Annotated in this window: 15 protein-coding genes; 4 read left to right on the top strand and 11 right to left on the bottom strand. The window is 39.3% G+C overall.

What is annotated here, in order from left to right; translation table 11 throughout:
* Positions 1-54: 54 nt before the first annotated feature.
* Positions 55-1062: a WYL domain-containing protein gene (locus tag MSG66_RS07010; protein ID WP_324653207.1), complete on the bottom strand. Its 1008-nt coding sequence runs from the start codon at positions 1060-1062 to the stop codon at positions 55-57.
* Between the two features lie 227 nt (positions 1063-1289).
* Here MSG66_RS07010 and MSG66_RS07005 point away from each other — a divergent pair, with 227 nt between their 5' ends.
* Genes MSG66_RS07005 through MSG66_RS06990 form a run of 4 tightly spaced genes read left to right on the top strand, consistent with a single transcriptional unit; the run spans position 1290 to position 4992 of the window.
* Positions 1290-2840 carry a circularly permuted type 2 ATP-grasp protein gene (locus MSG66_RS07005; protein WP_324653205.1) on the top strand — a complete coding sequence of 517 codons (1551 nt, stop codon included), beginning with the start codon at positions 1290-1292 and terminating at the stop codon, positions 2838-2840.
* Positions 2841-2862: 22 nt separating this feature from the next.
* Complete coding sequence (locus MSG66_RS07000; RefSeq protein ID WP_324653203.1) at positions 2863-3459, top strand: alpha-E domain-containing protein; 597 nt, start codon at positions 2863-2865, stop codon at positions 3457-3459.
* Positions 3460-3461: 2 nt separating this feature from the next.
* On the top strand, positions 3462-4241 hold the full coding sequence (locus MSG66_RS06995) for a transglutaminase family protein (RefSeq protein WP_133972728.1): 780 nt from the start codon (positions 3462-3464) through the stop codon (positions 4239-4241).
* 16 nt (positions 4242-4257) lie between these two features.
* Positions 4258-4992, top strand: coding sequence for a proteasome-type protease (locus tag MSG66_RS06990; RefSeq protein ID WP_042897064.1), 735 nt, complete (start codon positions 4258-4260; stop codon positions 4990-4992).
* A 60-nt stretch (positions 4993-5052) separates the two neighbouring features.
* On the opposite strand, the gene alr is transcribed toward MSG66_RS06990, so the two are convergent.
* The 10 genes from alr to cyoA all read right to left on the bottom strand — a co-directional run bounded on the left by alr (position 5053) and on the right by cyoA (position 13934).
* Positions 5053-6123, bottom strand: coding sequence for an alanine racemase (alr, locus tag MSG66_RS06985; RefSeq protein ID WP_324653200.1), 1071 nt, complete (start codon positions 6121-6123; stop codon positions 5053-5055).
* A 32-nt stretch (positions 6124-6155) separates the two neighbouring features.
* Positions 6156-7601: a replicative DNA helicase gene (gene dnaB / locus MSG66_RS06980; protein WP_042897061.1), complete on the bottom strand. Its 1446-nt coding sequence runs from the start codon at positions 7599-7601 to the stop codon at positions 6156-6158.
* A 198-nt stretch (positions 7602-7799) separates the two neighbouring features.
* Positions 7800-8246 (bottom strand): 50S ribosomal protein L9, encoded by a 447-nt coding sequence (gene rplI, locus MSG66_RS06975; RefSeq protein WP_004700828.1) that lies wholly within the window; start codon positions 8244-8246, stop codon positions 7800-7802.
* Between the two features lie 8 nt (positions 8247-8254).
* The gene (rpsR, locus tag MSG66_RS06970) at positions 8255-8482 is read right to left on the bottom strand and encodes a 30S ribosomal protein S18 (RefSeq protein WP_004791454.1); all 228 of its coding nucleotides are present in this window, start codon (positions 8480-8482) and stop codon (positions 8255-8257) included.
* Positions 8483-8493: 11 nt separating this feature from the next.
* The gene (rpsF, locus tag MSG66_RS06965) at positions 8494-8877 is read right to left on the bottom strand and encodes a 30S ribosomal protein S6 (RefSeq protein ID WP_042897058.1); all 384 of its coding nucleotides are present in this window, start codon (positions 8875-8877) and stop codon (positions 8494-8496) included.
* 184 nt (positions 8878-9061) lie between these two features.
* Positions 9062-9940: a heme o synthase gene (gene cyoE / locus MSG66_RS06960; RefSeq protein WP_202741662.1), complete on the bottom strand. Its 879-nt coding sequence runs from the start codon at positions 9938-9940 to the stop codon at positions 9062-9064.
* Positions 9941-9950: 10 nt separating this feature from the next.
* Positions 9951-10280, bottom strand: coding sequence for a cytochrome o ubiquinol oxidase subunit IV (locus MSG66_RS06955; protein WP_133972736.1), 330 nt, complete (start codon positions 10278-10280; stop codon positions 9951-9953).
* Complete coding sequence (gene cyoC / locus MSG66_RS06950; RefSeq protein WP_016145819.1) at positions 10280-10900, bottom strand: cytochrome o ubiquinol oxidase subunit III; 621 nt, start codon at positions 10898-10900, stop codon at positions 10280-10282. Before cyoC ends, MSG66_RS06955 begins: the two co-directional genes overlap by 1 nt.
* A 4-nt stretch (positions 10901-10904) precedes the next feature.
* The gene (cyoB, locus tag MSG66_RS06945) at positions 10905-12896 is read right to left on the bottom strand and encodes a cytochrome o ubiquinol oxidase subunit I (protein ID WP_324653193.1); all 1992 of its coding nucleotides are present in this window, start codon (positions 12894-12896) and stop codon (positions 10905-10907) included.
* Between the two features lie 3 nt (positions 12897-12899).
* Positions 12900-13934, bottom strand: a complete 1035-nt coding sequence (gene cyoA / locus MSG66_RS06940; RefSeq protein WP_133972740.1) for a ubiquinol oxidase subunit II — start codon at positions 13932-13934, stop codon at positions 12900-12902.
* Positions 13935-13948 lie beyond the last annotated feature (14 nt).

Here is a 13948-nt window from a genome sequence, read left to right as displayed (position 1 = left end):
AAGAAAATTATAATTCAAAATCTAAAGAGAACCTTATGGTTCTCTTTTTTATATCTATTTATTCTCAGATTCAATTTCTCGTACAGCATTGTGTACTTGAATTGGTTCGATATGCAGTAGTTTCTTGCCAAAACTACGCAACCACCACACCAGTTGAGACGTAAAAGGTACGGTCGCTGTAACTTCTACAATATTTTCTTCAAGTGGGACTATCGTTTGGTCCTTACTTAACTGACTTTCATAGAAAGTTCTAGCAGTTTGCTCTGTCATGGTTAATGTGAGCTGAATTGACTCAGTTGGCTGTTTGTAGTCCACTCTAAAGCCTAAAGCGCCTGAATCAATATAATGATCAATATCAAAATTGACCGGATGCAGTGCTCGATTATCTAAGACTTTTGCTGATTTAAAACGGTGCAAGGCAAAAGTTTGAACTTCAGTTTTGTCATGTCGTGTGCAAATTAAATAAATTACTGCACCTTTTTGTACCAAAGCCAAAGGATTTAAAACATAAGTTTTATCCTCGCCCTGATTTACTCGTGCTCGATAAATACATTCTATTTGTTTGTCTTGGAGTAGACCTTCATAAATTGCCTGTTGAGCATTTCGGTCAACTACAGGCGGAATGAGAGGTTGGCTTGCTGGTACGATGCGTACTCGGTTAATCCATTGTCTAACATTATTTTGTGTAGAGAGGCTGCGTTTGGCCAAATCAAACCAAGGCCCCATCTCATCAAGCAGACTTGGTGGAAGTAAGTGTTTAAGATGTTCCTCAACCATCATAAATGTGACTGCCTGAGAGCTAGTCATGTGAGGTAAGCTCTGAATGGGCGCATCAGATTGCCACCGCCAGCCCTGAGGTACGGCTTTGTTACTTTCAATTGGAAAACGCTGAGCAATTTGATTTAAGTCACGTTGAATAGTCCTTAAACTGATTTCAATACCTTCACGTTCAAGCATTTCCTGTAATTCTCTTGTTCCAATCCACTTGCCGGTAGGAAGTCGAGACAAAATCTGCCATTGGCGATATAAACTATTTGAAGTTTCTTTTTCTATTACAGACATAAGCGTAATACATCTATATCCAATTGCTTTGGTGTCAACACAATAAAAAATCTTTACAGATTTAGCAAGTTTGTCAGAATCGGTTTATAGGTCCTTTTGCAATCGATGTTAAGATTTGGAGGAAGAAAGTTATAACAATGACCCCTATAAATATTACAGATATATAAGTGGCACTGAAATTGCTTATTTAAAAATGAAATATAGATAAATGATAAGACGAGGTGGTTATGTCAGAACAAGAGCATGAATTACATATAGATAATGATTTTTTTATACAAGAGCAGACAGCTACGACACTCATTAATCCAGCCTCTTTTTTAGAACATATTTCTGTGCAGACGAACTTATTTGAGCAACTAAAATCACAGTTTTTTAATGAGATGCTAGATGATGTAACAGCTAATGGCGCGGCTTCTAAAAAAATTGAACAATGGTTGAGTATTCGTACTTTAGATGAGTTAAAAGAGTTAAATGTTCAAGCAAAACAGCATTTTCTTTATCATGGGATTACTTTTAATGTATACGGTGATAAAGAAGGTACAGAGCGAACAATTCCTTTTGACTTAATTCCAAGGGTGATTGAAAAAAAACAGTGGGAGAAAATAGCTTCGGGCTGTGCACAGCGCGTCAAAGCCTTAAATTACTTCCTAGATGATATTTATCATGGACAACATATTTTAAAAGAACGGCTTATTCCCGAAGAGCAAATCATGGGGAATGATGCTTTTCAGCCCCATATGCTTAAACACTCTCTGAAAGGTAAAATTTATTCACAAATTAGCGGAATTGATATTATCCGTGATGATGAAGGAGAATTTTTTGTATTGGAGGATAATTTAAGAACACCTTCTGGTGTGTCTTATATGATCGAATGCCGAAACATTAGCCAACAATTGATGCCGGAGCTATGTGCGGCCAATAATTTACAGGGAATTGAACATTACCCAAAACTTTTAAAAGAAATATTGCAGGAGAATTCTCCTGCGGACCAACCTTTTGTCGTGGTACTAACACCAGGGCGTTTTAACAGTGCTTTTTATGAGCATGCTTTTCTAGCACGTGAAATGGATGTGCCACTGGTTACAAATCGGGATTTATTTGTAGAAAATGATCAAGTTTTTGTTAAAACGATTCGTGGCCGACAAAAAGTAGATGTTATTTATCGCCGACTAGATGATGATTTTCTAGATCCTTTAGCATTTAAGCCTGACAGTGCTTTAGGTGTGGCAGGTCTCATGTCTGCTTATTTGCAAAAAAATGTTGTTATTGCAAATGCGCCTGGAACAGGTGTGGCTGATGATAAATCTATTTATCCTTATGTGGATCAAATGATCCAATATTATTTGGGTGAAACACCAATTCTAAAAAATGTACCTACTTATCAATGCCGTAAAGATGAACACTTAGATTATGTACTTTCTAATCTGGATCAATTAGTCGTTAAAGAAGCACAGGGGTCAGGTGGCTATGGCATGCTAATTGGACCTCAAGCAAGTTCGTGTGAAATTGATGACTTTAGAAAAAAATTGATCGCCACACCTCATATGTACATTGCACAACCTACATTAGCCTTATCTGTAGCCCCAACTTTAACTACAGCAGGGGTGGCTGAACGTCACATTGACTTACGTCCATTTGTATTGAGTTCCCCTTATCGTACAGAAATAGTGCCGGGTGGCTTAACGCGAGTGGCCATGCAGGCTGGCTCTTTGGTCGTAAATTCTTCCCAAGGTGGCGGCATAAAAGATACATGGGTTGTCGAAACATTACATTCCTAATTGTGGGTTAAAGAGGAACTTTATGGTTTTACTCAATTCGAGTGCGCATCAAATATATTGGTTGGGTCGATATTTAATGCGAGTTAAATTTGCTGCCTCTCACTTACCCTTTACACAAGATGAGAAAGCAACAAAATTTGCAACAGCATTTGGTTTGGTAATAGAAAATGCTGAATTACTAAATCACTATATGTTAGACAAGAAGCAAACATTTTCGTTACTGAACCAGTTCGTTATTGCTAAAGATAATGTTCAGGAACTAAGAGGTATATTGTCATCAAATGCTTATGCAGAATTAAATAATGTTATTAACACGCTTCAAGCCCAACCTGAGGCTTTGAGAAAAGCTGTTGAACAATGTACTCAAATATTAGAAGCGGAGAATGAAGATGTTTGTTTATTTCTGCATTCAGGGCAAAAAATAGAGCAATTCGATATAGAGCTACGTTTTGGGCAAGATTTATCAGCCCTTGTATCTGAGTTGGATGTTGTGGTGCAACGGCTTGCTGGCTTAGATTGGAAAAACATAGATCAAAATTGGCAGGTACTAAAGCATCAGCAAACGTGGGACGCTTATTATACTTTTACACAGCAGTTGGAACATATGTTTGAGGTGTGATTATGAAATTGATGGTGAATCATCAAACGCATTATAGCTATACTGAAACTGCTCAGAACAGTATCCAGTATATTAAAATGATGCCTCAAACATCGCCGCATCAACATGTTATGAACTGGGCAATTAGCGTGCCAGGTGACAAAACGATAAAAAGGGACATATTCAACAATGTATGGATGACGGCTAGTCAGCGTTATCAATACCAACATCTTACGTTTATGGCTCAAGGAATCGTTGAACTTCAAAATGTAGAGCTGGGTTGTGTAAATTTATCTACACCTACAAATTTGTTTTTGCAGATGACAAGTGCAACTCGATGTGATTCAGAAATGTTGGACTTTGCCAAAAATATTGTGGTGGTCAAAGACCGACAGCATATTGCGTTATTAAGTGAATACATTTTGCAGAAAATACTCTATCAGCCTGAAAGTACTTCGGTTCAGACAACTGCAACTGAAGCATTTCACGCTGGGCAGGGAGTATGCCAAGATCATGCCCATGTTTTAATTGCGATGTGTCGTGCGCTACAATTACCAGCACGCTATGTCTCTGGTTATCTATTTGATCAAAACTATCCGCACCTTGCTAGTCACGCTTGGGCAGAAGTATTTTTAGAAAATCAGTGGTATTGTTTTGATGTAAGCAATCAGTTGTTTACACCCAAACATCATATCTACCTTGCAGTTGGACGTGATTATCTCGATGTTGCGCCTATTCGTGGTGTAAGAGAGCAAGGAGGAGTTGAGAACATGATGTCTGTGGTTCAAGTGTTGGCCTGTTGAATGTAAAGAGAATGAAATGACCTATTGTTGTGCGCTAAGATTGGAACAAGGTTTAGTGTTTATTAGTGACACTAGAACTAATGCAGGAGTTGATCATATTTCTGTGTTCCGAAAATTGCATACTTTCGGCGTTACTGGAGAGCGTTTCATGGCCTTACAAACAGCAGGTAATTTAGCGACCACACAAGCTGTTATAGGTCATTTGCAAAATGCGCTTACTTTGCAGCAAGAGCCTAATTTATATAGTGTTAACACTATGTTTGAGGCAGCTGAATTAATTGGTAAAACCTTGAAAACTGTTCTAGAAGATATTAGTACAGATACTCAAGAACAAATGAATTATGCCTGTAGTATTTTGGTGGGTGGACAGATTAAAGGTGGCGACATGCAGCTTTATAATGTCTATCCACAGGGTAATTTTATTTGCGCAACTACAGATACACCTTACTTTCAAATAGGTGAGAGTAAATATGGCAAACCTATTTTGGACCGTGCTTTATATTATGCAATGCCATTAGATGATGCATTACGTTGTAGCCTAATTTCTTTTGACTCAACCTTGCGCTCAAATGTTTCTGTGGGCTTGCCGCTCGATGCATTAGTTTATAATAAAGATAGTTTTGTTATTCCGGTGGGTAAACGAATTACTGAAGATGATCCGTATTTTTCACAGATTAGTAAACAATGGTCAGATACTTTGCGTCGCGGTTTACAGGAAATGCCAAAACCCACTGATGATTACTGGCGATAAAATTCTTAAAAGCTAATAAAAAAAATCCAAGCATGCTTGGATTTTTTTATATTTTATTCTTTAACTGTTTTTTCGAGTGGGGCGATTACTTAAGCGGCAAAGCAATTCATATCCTATTGTTCCATTTGCATCAGCAACTTCATCCACTAGGCGGTGCTCACCCCAAAGTTCTACTTGGGCGCCTAATTTTACCTGCTTACTTGTAACATCAATTGCAAGCATGTCCATACTAACTCGGCCTACAATTGCACAGAGCTGTTTATCAATAGCGACATAGTTTTGTTTAATATAAGCTCTAGGGTATCCGTCACCATAGCCAATAGAAACTATTGCAATATCCATTTTTTGTTGTGCGCAGAAGGTTGAACCATAACCTACATGTTCTCCAGCTTGAATATGATTCACTGCAATCACTTCTGCTGTAAAGGACATGACTGGTTTTAGGTCAAGATCATGGACTGTTTTATCTGCAAAAGGCGAAGCGCCGTAAAGCATGATACCCGGACGAACATAGTCAAAATGTAATTCTGGCCATTTATAAATAGCAGCCGAATTACAGCAAGACGCTAAAACTGGGTCACAAGCTTGCTTAACCTGTAAAAATTGTTGTTTTTGTTGCTCATTGAGTGGATGGTCTACATCTGCATTTGCGAAATGCATTGCCAGTACACAGGTAAAGCCTTCAGCTTTTAAAGTTTTAATAACTTCAATAATTTCAGGAACTTTAAAACCTAAACGGTTCATACCACTATTGAGCTTAACCCAGACTTTTAAACCTTGAGCGATGTATTCTTGCTTATGTTTAATTAGCCATTCAAATTGCTGTTGATGGTGAATTACACATTCAAATTTTTGTTCAATTGCAATAGGCATTTCATCTTCAGAAAATACCCCTTCAATTAAAGTAACAGGTTGCTGAAATCCAAGTTCACGAATTTCTAAGCCTTCTTGTAGGCAGGCGACACCAAAGGCATCTGAGGCATTTAAGGCTGCTAAACAGTCTTTGATTCCATGTCCGTAAGCATTAGCTTTCACCATACTTACAATTTTTGAATTTGCTGCGAGTTGTTTGACACGGTTTAAATTATATTGAAGCGCATGGCGATCAATATAAACTGTTGCTTGGCGCACCCTCATTTACTCCTTTGGGCTAGAGATAGAGTTTATTCTTCATCATCGTATTGGCTGTAATACTCAGGAGAGAGATTACTAAATCGGGTATATTGACCCTCAAAGGCAAGGCGAACTGAACCAATTGGGCCATTACGCTGTTTACCAATAATAATTTCTGCGGTACCGGCTTCTTTCGACTCTTTGTTATAAACCTCATCACGGTAAATAAACATAATCAAGTCGGCATCCTGCTCAATCGCACCAGATTCACGTAAGTCTGACATTACGGGGCGTTTATTTGGTCGGTTTTCCAGACTTCGGTTGAGCTGGGAAAGTGCGATAACAGGGCAGTGCATTTCTTTTGCTAATGCTTTCAAGCTACGTGAAATTTCTGAAATCTCGCCCACACGGTTATCACCCATACCTGGAACTTTCATGAGCTGTAAATAATCAACCATGATACAGCCGATTTTACCATCATGCATTTTGGCAATGCGTCGAGCACGGGCACGAAGTTCCGTTGGAGGTAGGGCAGATGAGTCATCAATATACAAATGCATTTGTTGAAGCTGCAAAATTGTGCCAGTAACTTTGGTCCATTCATCAGCATCTAAGTTCCCCGAGCGTAAATGTCCTTGGTGAACTTTACCCATTGCAGAAATAAGACGCATCGCAATTGAGTCCGCTGGCATCTCCATTGAAAATACCAGAGCGGGTAGCTTGTTATATTGTAGAACGCTTTCAACCAAATTCATGGCGAAAGTGGTTTTACCCATAGATGGACGTGCAGCAACAATAATTAAGTCACCAGCTTGCATACCTGATGTTTTATTATCAAGCTCTAAGAAACCTGTGGTTAAACCTGTAATATTGCCATCTAGTTTTGATAATTCATCAAGTTTACTAATTACATCTGCGGTGACAGAGCTAATAGATTTAGGACCTGCATCTTTTTTATTGTTATTGTGCTGTTCGGCTAGAGAGAAAATATTAGTTTCTGCTAGATCTAGAATTTCACTAACACCTCGACCTTTTGTGTCATAAGCATTTTGTAAAATTTCAGTACTAACTTTAATCATACTACGAAGCGTAGAGAACTCTTTAATTTTAGTGGCATACGTTTCTAAGTTGTAGAAACTTGATGGGGAATCAGCCATAAGCTGCATTAAATATTCTTCGCCACCAATAGCATCAAGTAAATTTTGTTTTAAAAGCCAATCATTCACCAAGACAGCATCATAAGGTGAATTTTCTTGCGCTAATTTTTCGATTGCACGGTAAATATATTTATGACGGGTCGCATAAAAATCATTTTCTTTTAACATATCACTAACTTGCTCGAACGATTCGGCAACTGTCATTAGTGCAGCAAGTACAGCTTGCTCAATGGCTAAATTGTGAGGGGGAGTGCGAAACTCTTTAAGTTGCCCTGATTCACTCGTTTTATTTTCTGTTCGAGATGAAAGAGTTAAAGAAGTGGCATTCGCCTGAGACATAATTAGACCTGATGATAAAGAAAGGTGTATGCAAATAGCCTGTAAGGCCGAAGACTATCTTAAAACAAAACTAAATAAACTACCTAATTAAAAAACCAATTAAACTAAAGAACTGATCAGGAATTAATATATCTTATTTTAAAAATAGGGCACATAAAAAAAGAGCATGCAAAAGCATGCTCTTTTTTTGATGAGAAATTACTCAGATACGATAGTAACGAGAACTTCTGCAACAACATCATGATGCAATTGGATTGCGATGTTGAATTCACCAGTGTGACGAAGCGCGCCATTCGGTAAACGAACTTCTGCACGGTCAACTGTAAGACCAGCATTCGTTAAAGCGTCAGCGATGTCACGAGTACCGATAGAACCGAAGAGTTTACCTTCGTCACCAGCTTTAGCAGTGATAACGATGTTAACTTCATTCAATTGTTCAGCACGTGCTTGAGCAGCAGCTAAAATTTCAGCTTCTTGCTTTTCAAGTTCAGCGCGACGAGCTTCGAAAGCAGCAGTGTTAGCTTCAGTAGCTGCAACTGCTTTACCTTGAGGGATAAGGAAGTTACGGCCATAACCAGCTTTAACTGATACTTTATCGCCTAATTTACCAAGGTTCTTAATGCGTTGTAATAAGATAACGTCCACAGATCACCTCACTTATGGTTGTCAGTGTACGGAATCAAAGACAAATAGCGAGCTTGTTTGATAGCAAGTGCTAATTGACGTTGATAACGAGCTTTAGTACCAGTGATACGGCTAGGAACAATTTTGCCGTTTTCAGTGATGTACTGTTTTAAAGTATCGATATCTTTGTAGTCGATGTACACAACATTCTCAGCTGTAAAGCGGCAGAACTTGCGACGACGGTAAAAACGTGCCATTGATGTTCTCCTTATTCAGCTTCTTGAGCAACTTGCTGTGCTTCTTCACGTTGAGCTTTACGCGCACGCTTTTCTTCAGCACTTTTAGCAAGCAATGACTCTTCAGTGATTGCGTGTTCACGACGGATGATAAGGCTACGAATGATCGCGTCATTATAACGGAATAATTCTTCTAGCTCATCAAGCGTAGTTTGACCACATTCAACATTCATAAGAATGTAGTGTGCTTTATGAATTTTGTTAATTGGGTAAGCCAATTGACGACGGCCCCAATCTTCTAAACGGTGAATTTGACCTTCAGCTTCTTTGATCTGAGAGATATAGCGTTCAACCATACCTACAACTTGATCGCTTTGATCTGGGTGTACTAAAAGTACGATTTCGTAATGACGCATTGTCAGCTCCTTACGGTTTAAACAGCCCCTAATAAATAAAAAATTAGAAGCAAGGAGTCATAACTTAAAAGTTATGTCGCAAAAATTGCGAAGGCTGAATTATAGGTAAAAGTTCGACTAAAAACAAATCTTTTGATGAGAAAAGTAAAATTTCTTTACTATTAATGAGGAAATCCTCCCTTATTTAAAAGAGAGGAAGATTTGGAGCAGGAGATTGATAGGTGAAACTAAAGCTTAAACTTAACAGGGTTATTAATATGACCGAGTAGAGGAAAAAACGTTTAGCCCAAAGTTGGTCATTTTCAGCTTTAAATCCAATAATTGATAAATAGAACCAATATGCTGTTAATGCATTAAAGGTTACTAGAAAGAATATATTGGTATAGCCAAAACAATACAAACCATTCAATACGGCTGCAAACAACAAGATATAAATGACACACTCTACTTTCGTGCGATAAATAGAACGTGCAACTGGCAGAATGGGGATTCCCGCATTTTTGTAATCGTCAAAACGATAAATAGCAATTGCCCATGAATGTGGCATTTGCCATAGCGCATAAGCCAAAAACAAAAGTAAGGCGGCTACATCAAAATGATGAGTTACTGCTGTATAACCAATAACAGGAGGACTCGCTCCGGAAATACTACCAATTACGGTTTGATGGATTGAGGTACGTTTTGTCCACAAACTATAAAAACCGACATAGACAATAAAACCAATTATTGCAAACAAAAAAGCGTAAGCATTTACACCGAACCACAAAATACTAAAACCGATAAGTCCCAGAACAAATGCATATATAAGTGCAACAGTGGGAGAGATAGTTTTTGTGACCAACGCACGATTTTGTGTACGCTGCATTTTGATATCGATGTCTTGGTCTATAACATTATTTACAACACAACCAGAAGCTACAACTAAAGTTGTTCCAATTAAGGTGAGTAGTAATAATAAGATGTCTATAGAGCCTTGGGCGGCTAAGAAAAAGCCGCCCAAGGTGGTAATGAAATTACCGAAGAGAATTCCTGGTTTAGTCAGGAATAGATATTTTTTCAACATGACAATCAGTTTAGATCATCATATTGTAGTGAAGGTAATTCATAATCCACACAGAACCGATTAAAAGCACCGCGATACATAAGATTGTGTAGATAAATGCGATCATATTCCAGCGTTGTTCAGATGATGTATTCATGTGTAGGAAGTACACAAGTTGTACAAGAACCTGAGCAACAGCAGTGATGGCAATTACTGTAACTAAGATGCCACGACTGAAACCACCCGCCATCACCATCCCGAACGGGATGATGGTGAGGATAACAGACAGGACAAATCCAACAGTGTATTGCTTAAAGTTACCGTGTGACGCACCTGCAGCATTATGGTCATGACTACTCATTAGAGAACTCCCATTAAGTAAACGACGCTGAATACACAGATCCAAACGATGTCAAGGAAGTGCCAGAACAAGCTTAAGCAAGCTAGACGACGTGTATTCGGTAATGTCAAACCTTTAGTTTTGATTTGATACATCAACACCAACATCCACACTAAACCAGAAGTTACGTGGATACCGTGTGTACCAACCAAAGTAAAGAACGATGATAAGAATGCACTGTGAGTTGGACCATGGCCTTCATGTACAAGGTGATGGAACTCATAGATTTCCATCCCGATGAACGTTGCACCAAAAAGGAATGTAATGAATAACCAAGTGATCACTTGATTTACATTCTTTTTATAAGATGCAAGTACAGCAAAACCAAAAGTTACCGATGAAATCAATAAGGCAAATGTTTCAGTTAACACATAGCCTAATGAGTCATGGAATAGGTCATATGCACTTGGAGTTCCTGGTGGAATATGACTGCTTAATACAGCGAACGCAATGAAGAGTGATCCGAAAAGAATCAAGTCACTCATCAAGTATGTCCAGAAACCAAAGACCGTTAAATCAGTGTCATCATGTTCATGATGACCATCGTGGCCGTGGTTGTCGTGATGAAGTACTTCAGCCATTTCCTTAGTCCTTCTTCAAGTGTTTTTCAAGTAAAGCATAGCGTTCGTTTTCAATACGCTCAACTTCAGCAGCTGGAACGTAGTAATCAACATTCTTAGTGAATGAGCTTACGATCAAGCTAACAACAGCTGAAACGAATGAAACGACAACAAGCCACCAAATATGCCAGATGAGAGCAAAGCCAAGGATCGTAATGAACATTGCAATGACAAAACCAGCAGCACGATCAGTCGGCATGTGGATGTCTTCATATTTAGTGTTGCGTGCGTATGCTACGCCATTTTCTTTGTCAGTCCAGAAACGGTCAATACCGCTTGCATCTGGTTCATGCGCAAAGTTATAGAACGGAGCAGGGGAAGAGGTTGCCCATTCAAGCGTACGACCATCCCATGGATCACCTGTAAGGTCCATGTTGTCTTTACGTTGTAAGAAACCAACAATGATTTGCATTAAGAAACATGCAATACCAATCGCAACAAGAACAGCACCAAATAATGCAATTGCAAGGTAAGGATCCCATTCAGGGTTGTCATACGTATTCAAACGACGAGTCATACCCATGAAACCAAGGATATAAAGTGGCATGAATGCAAAATAGAAACCAAAGAACCAGAACCAGAACGCAGCTTTACCCCATGCTTCATTGAGCTTCCAACCAAACATTTTTGGCCAGTAGTAAATGATGCCGGCAAACATACCAAACACCACACCACCGATAATTACGTTATGGAAGTGAGCGATCAAGAATAATGAGTTGTGTACCAAGAAGTCCGCAGGTGGAACAGCCATAAGTACACCAGTTAAACCACCGATACCGAATGTTACAAGGAAGCCAAGCGTCCATAACATTGGAGTAGTAAAGGTGATGCGACCTTTATACATGGTGAATAACCAAGAGAAGATTTTCACACCAGTAGGAATCGCAATAACCATGGTCATGATACCGAAGAACGCGTTAACGTTCGCACCAGCACCCATGGTAAAGAAGTGGTGAAGCCATACAACGAACGCAAGAACAGTAATCGCGATAGTTGCATACACCATAGACTTGTAACCGAACAACGCTTTACGAGAGAAGGTTGCAACGATTTCTGAGTATAGACCAAATGCTGGTAATACCAAGATATATACTTCAGGGTGACCCCATGTCCAGATCAAGTTCACATAAAGCATTGGGCTACCGCCAAGCTCATTTGTGAAGAAATGGAAGCCGAAGTAACGGTCTAGAGTTAACATTGCAAGTGTGCCTGTTAATACAGGGAACGAAGCAATGATTAATACAGCCGTACAAAGTGAAGTCCACGTAAAAATAGGCATATCCATCAATTTCATGCCAGGTGCACGCATTTTGATGATGGTAACGAAGAAGTTAACACCAGATAAAAGCGTACCTAGACCAGAAACCTGAAGTGCCCAGATATAGTAGTCAACACCTACACCAGGAGAATATTGAATGCCAGACAGAGGAGGGTAAGCCATCCAGCCAGTCGCAGCAAATTCACCTAATACAAGTGAAAGCATCATCAAACCAGCAGCACCAGCGAATAACCAGAAGCTTAAAGAGTTCAATAATGGGAAAGCAACGTCACGAGCACCAATCTGTAAAGGTACAGAAATGTTCATCATACCAACAACGAGACCCATTGCTACGAAGAAGATCATAATTACACCGTGTGCGGTGAAGATCTGGTCGTAATGGTCTGGATGTAGATAACCTTCGCCGCCGCCTTTAGCGAGGAAAAGTTGTAGACGCATCATAATTGCATCGGCGAAACCACGCAAAAGCATGATTACAGATACAAGAATGTACATAATACCAATCTTTTTATGGTCTACCGTAATAAACCACTCATTCCACAAATATCCCCATTTTTTGAAATAGGTGATACCGCCAAGCACAACAATTGCACCAAGTGCCATAAGGACCATGGTGACAAGCACGATTGGCTCTGTCGGGATAGAGTCCCAACCCAGTTTACCAAAAATCATATCCATGTCTTATTCCCCTTGAGCAGCGTGTTCAGCTGTTGCATGCGCAGCAGAGTGGTCAACACCATGATAGTTACTCATATAATGGTTGATAATTGTTTCAAACAATTTTGGTTCAACTGAAGAGTAATAAGTCACAGGGTGTGGCTTAGTCGGGAACGGTTTCATAGCTTCAGCTTTAGCAAACGCTTCTTCATCACCAGCAGCTTTAGCACGATTTGCTAAATGCTCGATCTGATGCTTAGAGCGGTTACCATCACGTAAGGTTGCTAATTCAGCTTGGTCAAGCGTAGTTTTTTGAACTGCTTCTGGATTAATAGTAGAACCATTACCTGCTTTTACAGCTGCTACCCATTCGTTGAACTGTTGCTCTGTAACACTATGCGCCTTGAAACGCATTTGAGAGAAACCGTAACCTGAGTAGTTAGAAGAGAAACCACGATATACGCCAGTTTCATTTGCTAACAAATGAAGGTGAGTTTGCATACCTGCCATTGCATAAATCTGCCCGCCTAACTGTGGAATGAAGAATGAGTTCATTGTAAAGTTAGAGGTGATTTTAAAGCTTAACGGAGTTTTTTCAGGGAAACGTACTTCGTTAACAGTTGCAATGTTTTGTTCAGGATAAATGAAGATCCACTTAAACTGTTCTGCAACAACTTGAATAGTTAAAGGAGCTTTATCTGATTCTAAAGGACGGTATGGGTCATACTTGTGGGAACCCCACCAAGTTAACCAAGCTAAAATACCAATAATAATGACAGGGATACCCCATACTACAACTTCAATTGTAGTTGAGTGTGCCCATGTAGGTTTATAGTCTGCATCTTTATTTGACGCGCGATATTTCCAACCAAACCATAATGCCATGATGATTGAAGGAATCACCACAAGTAACATTAAATAGATCGCAGTCATCATAAGGTCACTTTGACCTTGACCAACTGGACCTTTAGAGTTTAGAAGTACCATATCACCACCACACCCAGTCAAAAGTGCGGCAAGCGTTGATAAAGACAATACAGCTAAAATCGTTTGTCTCATTTTACAACCTCGGT

This window comes from Acinetobacter sp. IK31 (genome assembly GCF_035615195.1).
In the GTDB taxonomy this organism is placed as follows: Bacteria; Pseudomonadota; Gammaproteobacteria; order Pseudomonadales; family Moraxellaceae; genus Acinetobacter; species Acinetobacter calcoaceticus_C.
Note: the sequence above shows the minus strand (reverse complement) of the source record. Positions and strands in the feature narration are given on the sequence as shown.

Excerpts from the sequence above, each read along its gene's own strand:
- MSG66_RS07010 (WP_324653207.1), bottom strand. The coding sequence starts at position 1,062 with ATGTCTGTAATAGAAAAAGAAACTTCAAATAGTTTATATCGCCAATGG.
- MSG66_RS07005 (WP_324653205.1), top strand. The coding sequence starts at position 1,290 with ATGTCAGAACAAGAGCATGAATTACATATAGATAATGATTTTTTTATA.
- MSG66_RS07000 (WP_324653203.1), top strand. The coding sequence starts at position 2,863 with ATGGTTTTACTCAATTCGAGTGCGCATCAAATATATTGGTTGGGTCGA.
- MSG66_RS06995 (WP_133972728.1), top strand. The coding sequence starts at position 3,462 with ATGAAATTGATGGTGAATCATCAAACGCATTATAGCTATACTGAAACT.
- MSG66_RS06990 (WP_042897064.1), top strand. The coding sequence starts at position 4,258 with ATGACCTATTGTTGTGCGCTAAGATTGGAACAAGGTTTAGTGTTTATT.
- dnaB (WP_042897061.1), bottom strand. The coding sequence starts at position 7,601 with ATGTCTCAGGCGAATGCCACTTCTTTAACTCTTTCATCTCGAACAGAA.
- rpsR (WP_004791454.1), bottom strand. The coding sequence starts at position 8,482 with ATGGCACGTTTTTACCGTCGTCGCAAGTTCTGCCGCTTTACAGCTGAG.
- rpsF (WP_042897058.1), bottom strand. The coding sequence starts at position 8,877 with ATGCGTCATTACGAAATCGTACTTTTAGTACACCCAGATCAAAGCGAT.
- cyoE (WP_202741662.1), bottom strand. The coding sequence starts at position 9,940 with ATGTTGAAAAAATATCTATTCCTGACTAAACCAGGAATTCTCTTCGGT.
- MSG66_RS06955 (WP_133972736.1), bottom strand. The coding sequence starts at position 10,280 with ATGAGTAGTCATGACCATAATGCTGCAGGTGCGTCACACGGTAACTTT.
- cyoC (WP_016145819.1), bottom strand. The coding sequence starts at position 10,900 with ATGGCTGAAGTACTTCATCACGACAACCACGGCCACGATGGTCATCAT.
- cyoB (WP_324653193.1), bottom strand. The coding sequence starts at position 12,896 with ATGGATATGATTTTTGGTAAACTGGGTTGGGACTCTATCCCGACAGAG.
- cyoA (WP_133972740.1), bottom strand. The coding sequence starts at position 13,934 with ATGAGACAAACGATTTTAGCTGTATTGTCTTTATCAACGCTTGCCGCA.